At 71.1% G+C, this 12,750-nt stretch carries 9 protein-coding genes; 5 read left to right on the forward strand and 4 right to left on the reverse strand.

The window, feature by feature from the left end; translation table 11 throughout:
• Positions 1–36 precede the first annotated feature (36 nt).
• Positions 37–1,365, reverse strand: a complete 1,329-nt coding sequence (locus tag ACVWW9_RS13200; RefSeq protein WP_456515867.1) for an MFS transporter — start codon at positions 1,363–1,365, stop codon at positions 37–39.
• On the reverse strand, positions 1,362–2,282 hold the full coding sequence (locus tag ACVWW9_RS13205; RefSeq protein WP_456515868.1) for a PAC2 family protein: 921 nt from the start codon (positions 2,280–2,282) through the stop codon (positions 1,362–1,364). The genes ACVWW9_RS13200 and ACVWW9_RS13205 overlap by 4 nt, the downstream gene beginning before the upstream one ends.
• Positions 2,283–2,341: 59 nt before the next feature.
• Here ACVWW9_RS13205 and ACVWW9_RS13210 point away from each other — a divergent pair, with 59 nt between their 5' ends.
• The 3 genes from ACVWW9_RS13210 (at position 2,342) to sucB (ending at position 7,287) form a co-directional block, all read left to right on the forward strand.
• Positions 2,342–3,790: a leucyl aminopeptidase gene (locus ACVWW9_RS13210; RefSeq protein WP_354260466.1), complete on the forward strand. Its 1,449-nt coding sequence runs from the start codon at positions 2,342–2,344 to the stop codon at positions 3,788–3,790.
• A 154-nt stretch (positions 3,791–3,944) separates the two neighbouring features.
• Positions 3,945–5,318 (forward strand): dihydrolipoyl dehydrogenase, encoded by a 1,374-nt coding sequence (gene lpdA, locus ACVWW9_RS13215; protein ID WP_354260464.1) that lies wholly within the window; start codon positions 3,945–3,947, stop codon positions 5,316–5,318.
• A gap of 25 nt (positions 5,319–5,343) precedes the next feature.
• Positions 5,344–7,287 (forward strand): 2-oxoglutarate dehydrogenase, E2 component, dihydrolipoamide succinyltransferase, encoded by a 1,944-nt coding sequence (gene sucB / locus ACVWW9_RS13220; protein ID WP_456515869.1) that lies wholly within the window; start codon positions 5,344–5,346, stop codon positions 7,285–7,287.
• Between the two features lie 3 nt (positions 7,288–7,290).
• On the opposite strand, the gene ACVWW9_RS13225 is transcribed toward sucB, so the two are convergent.
• On the reverse strand, positions 7,291–8,673 hold the full coding sequence (locus ACVWW9_RS13225) for a hypothetical protein (RefSeq protein ID WP_456515870.1): 1,383 nt from the start codon (positions 8,671–8,673) through the stop codon (positions 7,291–7,293).
• Positions 8,674–8,765: 92 nt separating this feature from the next.
• Between ACVWW9_RS13225 and ACVWW9_RS13230 the strand changes: the two genes are divergently transcribed.
• Both ACVWW9_RS13230 and glnA read left to right on the forward strand, forming a co-directional pair.
• Positions 8,766–9,455, forward strand: a complete 690-nt coding sequence (locus ACVWW9_RS13230; RefSeq protein WP_354260458.1) for a DUF4191 domain-containing protein — start codon at positions 8,766–8,768, stop codon at positions 9,453–9,455.
• Positions 9,456–9,553: 98 nt separating this feature from the next.
• On the forward strand, positions 9,554–10,978 hold the full coding sequence (glnA, locus tag ACVWW9_RS13235) for a type I glutamate--ammonia ligase (RefSeq protein ID WP_354260456.1): 1,425 nt from the start codon (positions 9,554–9,556) through the stop codon (positions 10,976–10,978).
• Between the two features lie 583 nt (positions 10,979–11,561).
• Here glnA and ACVWW9_RS13240 read toward each other — a convergent pair.
• Positions 11,562–12,458 (reverse strand): hypothetical protein, encoded by an 897-nt coding sequence (locus ACVWW9_RS13240; RefSeq protein ID WP_456515871.1) that lies wholly within the window; start codon positions 12,456–12,458, stop codon positions 11,562–11,564.
• Between the last annotated feature and the right edge of the window lie 292 nt (positions 12,459–12,750).

Here is a 12,750-nt window from a genome sequence, read left to right on the forward strand (position 1 = left end):
TTCCCAGGTTGCCGGTCGGGCGCGGCGATGGCGCGATCAGCGGCCGCGACGCCGCATCCGCCGCGCGATGGCGGTCCACACCGGGCCGACCTCGATGCCCTCCTCGCGCATCCGCGAGCGAGTGATGCGGCGCGTCCGCACGATCATGACCAGGCCGATCGCGAGCACGACGAGCTGCGAGGCGAGCGCGATGCGGAAGCCCTCCCAGTCGTAGACGCCGACCGCCTCACCACCGGCGGCTCGGGCGGAGTGCACGGCGTCGAGGATGATGCCGATGGCGGGCATGAGCGCGAACGACGCCATGAAGCCGCCGATGTTCACGACCCCGTTCGCCGAGCCGAGCACGCGCAGCGGGTTGAACGTGCGGGCGAAGTCGAAGCCGACCGTCGAGCCGGGCCCGGCGATGCCGAGCACGACCACGAGCACGATGACGAGCCAGGTGGGCGGATGCCCTGGCCACACGAGCACGGTGGTCCAGGTCGCGACGACGAGCCCGACGATCGCGAGCACGAGCGTCGAGCGCCGGAGCGGGAAGCGCGCGGTCGCGATCCCGACGATTGGGCCGACCACCATGCCCGTGCCGACGACGGTCGCCATGAGGCCCGCCGCCTGGCTGCGCTCGTAGCCGAGCCCCTCGACGAGCATCGGGTAGCCCCACAGCAGCAGGAAGACGTTCGTCGAGCCGAGCAGCGAGAAGTGGGTCCAGAAGCCGAGCCGCGTGCCCGGCTGCCGCATGGCGCTCCGCAGCCGCGGCCACCAGCCCACCGGCACGTCGATCGAGCCGGTCGCGGGTGCCCCGCCCTTCGGGGCGTCGAAGACGATGAGCAGCACGAGCACGAGCGCGACGGCGCCGACGATCGCGAGCGAGCCGAACGAGAGCGTCCAGCCCACCTGGTGGAGCAGCCAGGCGAACGGCACGACCGACAGCAGCTGTCCCAACTGCCCGGTGGTCGCCGTCCACTGGGACATCTGCGCCACGATCGGCCCGCGGAACCAGCCCGATTGCAATCGGATGACCGAGATGAAGGTCGCGGCGTCGCCGATGCCCAGCAGGATGCGGCCGGCGATCGCGAGCGGCAGCTCCTCGGCGAGCGCGACCATCGTCTGGCCGCCCACCATGACGGCGGCGCCGCTCGCGATCAGGACGCGCGGGCCGTAGCGGTCGACGAGCACGCCGACCGGGATCTGCATCGCGGCGTACACGCCGACCTGCACCGCGCCGAGCGTCGACAGCAGCGTGGCCTGCACCTCGAACCGCTCCGCGGCGGCCGGACCCGCGACGCCCAGCGAGGAGCGGTGCAGGATCGCGACCATGTAGGCGATCGCACCGACCCCCCAGACGATCCAGGAGCGGGCGCTGTTCATCCGCGCGGATCCGCCCCGGGGCGCCGCCGCTGCTGCAGGTAGCGCTCGAGCTCCTCGGCGATCTCGTCGGCGCTCGGCAGCGAGCCGTCCTCGTCGGTGAGCGGCGACCGCACCGACGACTGCGCCATGAACGCGTCGTAGCGCGCCTCGAGCGAGTGGACGATGCGCTGCAGCTCCTCGTTCGTCTCCATCTGCTGCGCGACGAGCTGCTGGAACTCGCGGTCGGCCTGCCGCAGCTCCTCGGTGCGGAACGCGAGCGACGTCGCGCTCGTCACGCCCTCGAGGGCCGCGAGCGCGGGCCCGGCCGACCCGGACTCCCCCACGTAGTGCGGCACGAGCACCGTGAAGGTCGTCACTGGCGCGATGCCGTGCAGCCGGTGCTCGATGCGGTGGATCACGGAGGCGGGCACCTGCGAGACCGGGCGCCAGGCGGAGTACTGCTCGATGAGCTCCGCGCGGTTGCCCGAGACGGTCGAGACGAGCGGGCGGGTGTGCGGCACCGGCATGCCGATCGAGGTGATGATCGTCGTCGACGCCACGTCGAGCCGCTCCATCAGCTCGAGCAGCGCATCCGTGAACCGCTCCCACATCCAGTCGGGCTCCGGCCCGGTGAGCAGCAGGAAGGGGGCGCCCGCGTCGTCCTCGACCACGAGCAGCGTGAGCGAGTGCGGCAGGTACTCCTCGATCTTGTCCTCGTTGAAGAGGATGCGCGGACGGCGCGACCGGTGGTCGATGAGGATGTCGGTGTCGAACTCGACGATGCTGCGGTGCGGCAGCGTGTCGAGGATCGCGGCGGCCGCGGCCTCCGCGGCGGCGCCCGCGTCCACGAATCCGTGGATCGCGATCACGAGGTCGAGGCCGTGCGGCACCGTCTCGAGGTCCTCGAGGGCCAGGGTCAGGTCGCGCGGATCGAACACCCCTCCAGCCTAGCGACGCCGGGCGCCGCACCCGCCGGGCGCCGGTATCCTCGTGACCCATGCCGATCCCCGCACTCTCCATCATCGCCAGCGCCGACGACGCGACCGCCGAGCTCGTCGTGCACGGCGTGCTCGCCGGCGACGCCCCAGAGGTCCCAGGCTTCGACGCCGAGCTGCTCGCCGCGCTGGGCGTGACGGGCAAGCGCGAGCAGATCGTCCGCGCGGTGGTCGACGGCCGCCGGGTCGCGTTCGCCGGGCTCGGCGACGACGTGTCGCCCATCCGGCTCCGCGAGGTCGCGGGTGCCGCGGTGCGCTCGCTCCGCGACGTGCCGTCGATCGCGCTGTCGCTGCCGGTGACCTCGAGCGACGACGTGCTCGCGGTGCTCGAGGGTGCCGCGCTCGGCGCCTACCGCTTCTCGGGCCTCAAGCGCGCCGAGGCGCCCAAGGTGTGCGAGATCGCCGTGGTCGCGGGCGCCGCCGACGTGGCCGCCTCGGTCGTCACCGACGCGACGATCGCCGCGCAGGCCGTCTGGACCACGCGCGACCTCGCGAACACGCCGCCCAACCTGCTGAGCCCGGTGGAGTTCGCCGACCGCGTCGCCGCCGAGGCGCCCGCAGCCGGGCTCACGGTCGTCGTCCGCGACGAGGAGCGCCTCCGCCGCGAGGGCTTCGGCGGCATCCTGGGCGTCGGCCAGGGCTCGAGCCGCCCGCCCCGCCTCGTCACGGTCGAGCACGCGCCCGAGAGCGCGACCCGCCACGTCGTGCTCGTCGGCAAGGGCATCACGTTCGACTCGGGCGGCCTCTCGCTCAAGCCCGCCGCCTCGATGCAGCACATGAAGTACGACATGACCGGTGCCGCGACGGTCTACGCGGTGACGGTCGCCGCGGCCGCGCTCCACCTGCCGATCCGCGTCACCGCGCACCTGTGCCTCGCCGAGAACCTCGTCTCGTCGACCTCGATCCGCCCCGACGACGTCATCACGATGCGCGGCGGCACCACGGTCGAGGTGACGAACACCGACGCGGAGGGCCGGCTCGTCATGGCCGACGGCCTCGTGCTCGCGAGCGAGGCGCAGCCCGACGCGATCATCGACGTCGCGACCCTCACGGGCGCCCAGCAGGTCGCGCTCGGCGACCGGGTGAGCGGCATCATGGGCAACGACGGCGCCTTCGTGGACGCCGTCGTCACCGCGTCGCGAGCCGCCGGCGAGCTCGTCTGGCCGATGCCGATCCCCGAGGAGATGCTCGGGATGCTCGACTCGGAGGTCGCCGACCTCGCGAACGCCAAGGTCGGCAACCGCGCGGGCGGCATGCTCGTCGCCGCCGCCTTCCTGGCGGAGTTCGTCGGCGAGCGCGACGGCTCGCCCATCCCGTGGGCGCACCTCGACATCGCCGGCCCCTCCACGAACAACGGCTCGCCCTTCGGCCACACGCCGTCGGGCGCGACGGGCGTGACCGTGCGCGGCCTCATCCGCACGCTCGCGACGATGGCCCGCGAGGCCGAGTAGGCGCGCACCGACCGGTGATCGCCGAGGGCGCACGGGGCTCGCCCCGCGCGCACCGCGCCACGCAGATGCATCCGACTAGGCTGGGACGGGCAAGACCTGCCCTGCACCGCCACGTCCACCGGCGCGGCAACGAAGACTCATAAGGAGCTAGTGCGTGTCCGATCAGAGCTTTGACATCGTCGTCCTGGGTGGAGGCAGCGCGGGCTACGCCGTCGCGCTGCGCGCCGTGCAGCTCGGCAAGACCGTCGCGATCGTCGAGAAGGACAAGCTGGGTGGCACGTGCCTCCACAAGGGCTGCGTCCCCACGAAGGCGATGCTGCACTCGGCTGAGGTCGCCGACGTCGTGCGCGAGTCCGGCGAGGCCGGCGTGCAGGCGGAGCTGCAGGGCATCGACATCGAGCGCGTGACCGCGTTCCGCGAGGGCATCGTCGCCAAGAAGTTCAAGGGCCTGCAGGGCCTCATCAGCGCCAAGGGGATCAAGGTCTTCGCCGGCGAGGGCCGCCTCGCGTCGCCCACGACCGTGCAGGTCGGCGACGAGACGCTCACGGGCAAGAGCATCGTGCTCGCGACGGGCTCGTACCCGAAGTCGCTCCCCGGCCTCGAGATCACCGGCAACGTCATCACGAGCGAGCAGGCGCTGCAGCTGGACTGGATCCCGCAGCGCGTCGCGATCCTCGGCGGCGGCGTCATCGGCGTCGAGTTCGCGAGCGTCTGGCGCTCGTTCGGCGTCGAGGTGACGATCATCGAGGGCCTCCCCCACCTCGTGCCCAACGAGGAGGAGTCGATCTCGAAGCAGTTCGAGCGCGCCTACAAGAAGCGCGGCATCCAGTTCAAGCTCGGCGCCCGCTTCTCGGGCGTGACGCAGGACGACAGCGGCGTGCACGTGTCGCTCGAGAACGGCGAGACGATCGACGCCGACCTCCTGCTCGTGGCCGTCGGCCGCGGCCCGGTGACGGCGAACCTCGGCTACGAGGAGGCCGGCGTGCAGCTCGACCGCGGCTACGTCACGGTCGACGAGCGCCTCCAGACCTCCGTGCCGGGCGTCTACGCGGTCGGCGACATCGTCCCCGGCCTGCAGCTCGCGCACCGCGGCTACCAGCAGGGCATCTTCGCCGCCGAGCAGATCGCGGGCCTCGAGCCGCGCCCGGTCGCCGACGTCAACATCCCGAAGGTGACCTACTCCGACCCCGAGGTCGCATCCGTGGGCTACACCGAGGCGAAGGCCAAGGAGCAGTACGGCGACGATCAGATCGAGACGTACGAGTACTCGCTCGGCGGCAACGCGAAGAGCGAGATCGTCGGCACGACCGGCTCGGTGAAGGCCGTGCGCGTGAAGGACGGCCCCGTCGTCGGCGTGCACATGATCGGCCGCCGCGTCGGCGAGCTCATCGGCGAGGCGCAGCTCATCGTGAACTGGGAGGCGTACCCCGAGGACGTCTCGCAGCTGATCCACGCCCACCCGACGCAGCACGAGGCCCTGGGCGAGACCATGCTCAAGCTCGCGGGCACGCCCCTGCACGCCATCTGATCGACAGCCACAGGAGACACGAAGCATGACTGACATCCAGCTCCCCGCACTGGGCGAGAGCGTCACCGAGGGCACGATCACCCGCTGGCTCAAGGCGGTGGGCGACGAGGTCGCCGTCGACGAGCCCATCGTCGAGGTCTCGACCGACAAGGTCGACACCGAGGTGCCGTCGCCGGTCGCCGGCACGCTCACCGAGATCCTCGCCGACGAGGACGACACCGTCGACGTCGGCGCCGTCATCGCGCGCATCGGCGACGCGGGCGACGCACCGGCCCAGGATGCGCCCGCCGAGGAGGCCCCGGCCGCCGAGGCCGCGACCGCCGGCACCGACAGCGAGGCCGACCAGGAGGCCGACGACGAGTCGGCCGCCGAGGCGCAGGACTCGCCGTCGCAGCAGGCAGACGCCGCACAGTCGCAGCAGCAGGCCGACCCCGTCGCGCAGGCGGAGGACACCGACCAGAGCGAGATCTCCCCGACCGAGACGCAGGAGGCGGGCACGAAGCCGTCCGGCGGCGGCGCCGAGATCACGCTCCCCGCGCTCGGTGAGAGCGTCACCGAGGGCACGATCACGCGCTGGCTCAAGGCCGTCGGCGACACCGTCGAGGTCGACGAGCCCATCGTCGAGGTGTCGACCGACAAGGTCGACACCGAGGTGCCGTCGCCGGTCGCCGGCACGATCACCGAGATCCTGGCGAACGAGGACGACACCGTCGACGTCGGCGCCGTGATCGCCCGCATCGGCGACGCCGGCAGCGAGTCGGCCCCCGCGCCGGCCGCCGACGAGCCCTCCGAGCAGCAGCCCGCGCAGGCGTCCGGCGCGCAGCCGGTCCCCGCCGAGGACGACGTGATCCCGGGTGCCGGCACCGAAGAGGTGGGCGTCGAGCAGGAGGAGATCGCCAAGGAGGCCATCGCCGAGGAGGCTCCGAAGCAGGAGGCCCCCAAGCAGGAGGCCCCGAAGCAGGCGCCTGCCGCGCCCTCGCAGCCGAAGGCCCCCGCGGCCCCCGCGCCGAAGGCCGCGCCGGCAGCGCCCGCGCAGTCCGCCGCTCCGGCAGCGCCGGCGGCACCGACGGGCGGCTCGCCGTACGTCACGCCGATCGTGCGCAAGCTCGCGAACGAGAAGGGCGTCGACCTGGCGTCCCTGACCGGCACGGGCGTGGGCGGCCGCATCCGCAAGGAGGACGTGCTCGCCGCGGCCGAGTCGGCAGCGCAGGCTCCGGCCGCCGAGGCGGCGCCCTCGCAGGCGCCCGCAGAGGTCGAGGTCTCGCCGCTGCGCGGCACGACCGCGCCGATGTCTCGCCTCCGCAAGGTGGTCGCGAAGCGCGCGGTCGAGTCGATGCAGACGCTCGCCCAGCTCACGACGGTCGTCGAGGTCGACGTGACGAAGGTCGCGCAGCTCCGCGAGGCCAAGAAGGCGGCGTTCCAGCAGGAGACGGGCAGCAAGCTCACCTTCCTGCCGTTCTTCACGCAGGCCGCCGTGCAGGCGCTCAAGTCGCACCCGCTCATCAACTCGACGGACGACGGTGCGGAGATCACCTACCCGGCCACCGAGAACCTGGCGATGGCGGTCGACACTGAGCGCGGCCTGCTGACCCCGGTCATCCGTGACGCGAGCTCGAAGAGCATCCGCGAGCTGACGGCCGAGATCGCAGACCTCGCGCAGCGGACCCGCGACAACAAGCTGAGCCCGGACGAGCTCGCCGGCGGCACCTTCACGCTGACGAACACGGGCTCGCGCGGCGCGCTGTTCGACACGCCCGTGGTCTTCCAGCCGCAGCGCGCCATCCTCGGCGTCGGCACGGTCGTGAAGCGCCCGGTCGTCGTGTCGGTCGACGGGCAGGACTCGATCGCCATCCGCTCGATGGTGTACCTGGCCCTGTCGTACGACCACCGCATCATCGACGGTGCCGACGCAGCCCGCTACCTGGGACAGGTCAAGGCGCGCCTCGAGTCGGGCGCCTTCGAGGTCTAGCCGCTAGGGCGTCGACCAGGCGTCACGCAGGGTCCAACCGGCCTCGGTGCTCATCACGAGCACCGAGGCCGGTGCTCGTTCCGAGACCACCCGCAGCAGCCACGCGTCGCCGAGGCGCTGCACGAGCTCGATCCGCCCGTCGTCCGGCATGCGCCACGGCGATGCGGCCGTGAGCTGCGGGCTGTCGGGCTCGTGGAGGCCGACGAGGCATGCGGCGTCGCCGGCGGCGAGGCACGCCTCGCGCTCGGCGAGCAGCAGCGCCGCGCCCGCGACCGGGTCGTCGGTCATCGCCGGCTCGTGCGGCTGCGCCTGCGGCCCCGGCGAGACGGCCGGCGAGACGGTCGGCAAGGCGGTCGGCGAGACGGCCGGCGGCGCCGAGGCGTCGCTGCGCTCGGCCGCCCGGCTCCCCTCGTCCGCTGCGCCCGGCGCGGGCAGCAGCAGTGCGAGCGCGAGCGCCGCGACGCCGCCGACCGCGACGGCCCAGAACCTCGGGCGCACGGCCGCGAGGCTCCTCGCGACGGCACCGCCACCGGGCCACCGCATGCGCCCCGCGACCCGCTCGAGCAGCACCGCCGCGCGCGCCCACACTGCTTCGAGCCCCTCCGGACGGAGGCGTCTGCGACGCTGCGTCGTGGCGACCGCCGCGCCGACGTCCGGCTCCAGCGCGAGGGGCAGCGCCGGCCACGCCTCGAGGAGCGCCGCTCCGGCGACCGCGAGGTCCCGCGCGGCGACCGCACGCTCGACGGCGTCGGGCAGCGCCTCGCCGCATGCCGCGAGCACCGCCTCGGCGAGCGAGCGCCACGCGTCGGCATCCACCCCGACCCCGGCGCTGCCCTCGCGCCAGGCGATCGACGGCCTCGCCGCCTCGACGCGCGCGCCCTCGCCGGTGAGGAGCGGCGCGCCGTCGGCGTCGAGCCGCACGTGGTGCGCGCTGACGGCGCCCGCGGTCGCCCCGACCGCGTGCAGCGCACCCAGGGCCGCCGCGATCGGCGCGAGCGCGGTCACCGCCTCGCCCGGGCCGGGTGCACCCCGGTCGCGCAGCCAGTCGGCCAGGTCCCGAGGCAGCAGCGGCCGCACGACGACCACCCCCGCGTCCGTGGCGACGTCGAGGATCGGCACGAGGTGCGGATGATCGGCGAGGAGCAGCGCCTCGACCTCGCGCGCGAGGAGCGCCTCCTCCCCCGGCATGCTGCGGTGCAGCTCGACGCCAGCGCCCGACGCATCCGCCGCGACCCACACCTCGCGCTCGGCGGTGCGGCGCAGCAGGCGCACGAGCAGATGGCCGGCAATCGTCGGTCGGTCCTCCTCCTCGGCCCCGTCCACGGAGACTCTCCCGTCGACGGAGACCGCCTCATCCACCGCAGCCGTCTCGCCCACCTGGTCCACGCCCCGGACCCTGCCAGTGCGGGCCGCGTCCGCGCGGGCCTCGGGCGACGCCTGTGGAGAGCGAGGCGCCCACACGCCGGTATCCTGTCGTCATGGCACGCGACAGCGAGAAGGAGCCCGGCAGGCTCAAGACGATGTGGTCCATCTTCCAGATGACCCGCAGGAACGACCGGCTCGCGCTGCCGCTGCTGCTGGCGGCGTTCTTCGGCCCCATCGTGATCATCACGGTGCTCGCGATCGTCTTCCGCCAGGACACGCTCTTCCTGATCCTCTGGATCATCAGCGGCGTGCTCATCGGCCTGATGCTCATGATGATGACGCTCACGTGGCGCGCCGAGAAGATCGCGTTCGCGCAGATCGAGGGCCGCCCCGGTGCGGTCGGCGCGGTGCTGAAGAACGGCCTGCGCGGCAACTGGACGACGAGCGAGATGCCGGTGGGCGTCAACCCGCGCACGCAGGACGCCGTCTACCGCGCCGTCGGCAAGCCCGGCGTCGTGCTCATCGCCGAGGGCCCGCGCGAGCGGCTGTCGCGCCTGCTCGGCGAGGAGAAGCGCAAGGTCAAGCGCATCGTGCCGAACGTGCCGATCCACGTCATCGAGATCGGCCCCGACTCCGAGCTCGAGCTGCGCAAGCTCACGCGCTCCATGCGGCGCCTCAAGCGCACGCTCAGCCGCGCAGAGGTGATGGCGGTCGCGAACCGCCTCACGTCCCTCGGCCAGGCGAGCCTGCCCATCCCGAAGGGCATCGATCCGCGCCGCGTGCGGCCCGGTCGCCCCCGCTGACGTAACACCGCCGAAACATCGGCGTCACGGGCGGGCAACGGCTCCTGCGTAGCGTCGATGCCAAGGCATCCGCCCTACCCCCAAAGTCAAGGAGCACCATGTTCAAGGATTCGTCCGAGGTCCTCGCCTACATCAAGGCAGAGGAGGTGCGCTTCCTCGACATCCGCTTCACGGACCTGCCGGGTGTGCAGCAGCACTTCAACATCCCCGCGTCCACGGTCGACGAGGAGTTCTTCACCGTCGGCCAGCTGTTCGACGGCTCGTCGATCCGCGGCTTCGCGAACATCCACGAGTCCGACATGCAGCTCATCCCGGATGTGACGACGGCCTACGTCGACCCCTTCCGCGAGCACAAGACGCTCGTCATGATCTTCGACATCTACAACCCGCGCACCGGTGAGATCTACCACCGCGACCCGCGGCAGGTCGCGCACAAGGCAGAGCAGTACCTGGCCTCGACCGGCATCGCCGACACCGCCTTCTTCGCCCCCGAGGCGGAGTTCTACGTCTTCGACGACGTGCGCTACTCGGTCACGCAGAACCAGTCGTTCCACTCGGTCGACTCCGAGGAGGGCGCCTGGAACTCGGGTCGCGTCGAGGAGGGCGGCAACCTTGCCAACAAGACGCCCTACAAGGGCGGCTACTTCCCCGTCTCGCCGGTCGACAAGCAGGCCGACCTCCGCGACGACATCGTGCTCAAGCTCGAGGGCATCGGTCTGCAGGTCGAGCGCAGCCACCACGAGGTGGGCACCGGCGGCCAGGCCGAGATCAACTACCGCTTCAACACGATGGTCAAGGCTGCCGACGAGATCCTCGCCTTCAAGTACATCGTGAAGAACACGGCCGAGCAGTGGGGCAAGACGGCCACGTTCATGCCGAAGCCGCTCTTCGGCGACAACGGCTCGGGCATGCACACGCACCAGTCGCTGTGGCTCGACGGCAAGCCGCTCTTCTTCGACGAGAACGGCTACGGCAACCTCTCCGACCTCGCTCGCTGGTACATCGGCGGCCTGCTTGCGCACGCCCCCGCGGTGCTCGCGTTCACGAACCCGTCGATCAACTCGTACCGCCGCCTCGTGAAGGGCTTCGAGGCGCCGGTCAACCTGGTCTACTCGGCCGGCAACCGCTCGGCGGCCGTCCGCATCCCGATCACGGGCTCGAACCCCAAGGCGAAGCGCATCGAGTTCCGCGCTCCCGACGGCGCCTCGAACCCGTACCTCGCCTTCGCGGCGCAGATGATGGCCGGCCTCGACGGCATCAAGAACCGCATCGAGCCGCACGAGCCCGTCGACAAGGACCTCTACGAGCTGCCTCCCGAGGAGGCCAAGGACATCCCCCAGGTGCCCGGCACGCTCGAGGAGGCGCTCGTCGCGCTGGAGCAGGACCACGAGTTCCTGCTCGAGGGCAACGTGTTCACGAAGGACCTCATCGACACCTGGGTCGCCATGAAGCGCGAGTCCGAGATCCTGCCGATGGCGCTCCGTCCGCACCCCTTCGAGTTCGAGCTCTACTACGGGGTCTGACGCTTCTAGACTGCTGGGCCGGGTTCCTTGGGGGGACCCGGCCCAGCTTCACGTTGCGGTCCGCACAGAGTCCGCAAGAATCTCCGCACGCGCATCCATCACGCCCGCGATAGCGGCTCTCGAGGACTCGTCCGTGTCGGGCCACAGGTGGCCGTAGACGTCGAGCGTCGTCTTCGCGGACGCGTGACGCAGTCTCGCCTGCACGACCTTGACGTCTAGGCCCGATGCGATCAGCAGAGACGCGTAGTAGTGGCAGGCAGCACTCGAGCAGCGCCTTGAGCAGCAGCAGAAGGAAGCGGTGCGTTCCGAGTACGGCATGGGTCGCGTCCGATGAGCGACACCAACGGCCCGTTCGCCCGCGCTCTGTTCGGCAAGCTCGACCCGATCACCCCCGAGCCGCCCGACCCGACCCGACCCAGGGGAACGTCGCACCCAATGAAGGCGCAACCCGGGCGCCTTCCGCGACGTCAGGGGCGACCTCCTCCGCGACATCTTCGAAGGTGGCGACTACTACGCCTAGGTGAGCGAAACGGTCGGGCCGGTCAGCACGACGGCCCGGCCCTCTCTTAGCGCGGTGCGCGCGTCAACCCGACGCCGACTCCGACTCCGACTCCTCACGCAAGTACATGCGCGCGCCCGGAAAAGCTACGCGGCTGGTAGAGAGATGGTGGTCCGGTCGGGGGTTGACCGCGAGAACGCCCCCGTTCGCCCGGTAGGTGTAGAAGTCCATCGGTAGCAACACCGAGTACGGATCGACCGCGTTCTGACGGACATCCCCGACATCGAATTGCACGCGCAGCGCGTCCATTTCCCTTGACTGCTCGGTCTCGCCGATTTGGTGTATGTATCGCTGACGCGTCAGAAAGATCCGCACACGCTCTCGAGGAGCCAGGTACATCGGATGCAGCTCGCGTCCGTCCGGAGCGCTGAGTTGGTTCAGCGTGACGGACGGCATCAACACCAGGGCTGGAACGTCGGAGTGGCTCTCGAATTCGACCTGCACCGTCTCGTCGAACCACACGAATGGATCGTTCTGACCGTCGTGCCCCAGACGAAGCTCGAGCGCCTCGTCGACAGGCATCCGCTTCCTCGGCGGCTGGGCGCGTTCGTGGGTCCAATGATCGGAAATCGCATGCTCCAGATCCGCGGTGCTCGCGTGCATCGTCAGATCGACGAGCGAGAGCCGGATCGTGACAGTGGGCATGGCATCCCCGATCCGAGCGCGATATCCATCTCGGACAGATCGACTGCGCTCAGCGACCTGACTGGCCAACTCCTCACGCGAGTGCTCGAGCGCCGACTCCGCGGCCCGCGCCTGCTGAGCCGCCGCCGCGGCGCCCTCTCTCGTGGCCTTGAGCGTTCGGTATACAAACAACCCCACGAGCGCTGCAGCTAATAGCGATGCAGCGGAGACGCTGAACGACCACCAAGCAGCCGCGACCAAGGATTCATCGGCCCAAGTAACCGCTGTCGCACTCATGCGCCCATCTTCCCGCACGAACCGAGCCCTTCGCGCCCTGCGGGGGCACCCCTCCACCCGATGCATTACGGCCCTCCGGGTATAGCCGTGCTCTCCCCCCGCGCTTTTTTCCACGGGAAGGACATGGGGGCAACAGGTCACCACATGTGGATTTCAGCCCGTGTGTGTGGCTCGGCTTCACCCGGAGGGCCTTCAGATGACGTCGAAGGGAGAGGGTGCCCTGGGGTATCAGTAGGGCCGACTGTGCCGCTCGAGCGTGTGTGTAGGCGGTTTTGGGTAATGTCAGCACACC

The sequence above is a fragment of the Agrococcus sp. UYP33 genome (genome assembly GCF_054060915.1).

Coding starts and splice junctions, on each gene's coding strand:
- ACVWW9_RS13200 (WP_456515867.1), bottom strand. CDS start 1,365: ATGAACAGCGCCCGCTCCTGGATCGTCTGGGGGGTCGGTGCGATCGCC.
- ACVWW9_RS13240 (WP_456515871.1), bottom strand. CDS start 12,458: ATGAGTGCGACAGCGGTTACTTGGGCCGATGAATCCTTGGTCGCGGCT.
- glnA (WP_354260456.1), top strand. CDS start 9,554: ATGTTCAAGGATTCGTCCGAGGTCCTCGCCTACATCAAGGCAGAGGAG.
- ACVWW9_RS13230 (WP_354260458.1), top strand. CDS start 8,766: ATGGCACGCGACAGCGAGAAGGAGCCCGGCAGGCTCAAGACGATGTGG.
- sucB (WP_456515869.1), top strand. CDS start 5,344: ATGACTGACATCCAGCTCCCCGCACTGGGCGAGAGCGTCACCGAGGGC.
- ACVWW9_RS13210 (WP_354260466.1), top strand. CDS start 2,342: ATGCCGATCCCCGCACTCTCCATCATCGCCAGCGCCGACGACGCGACC.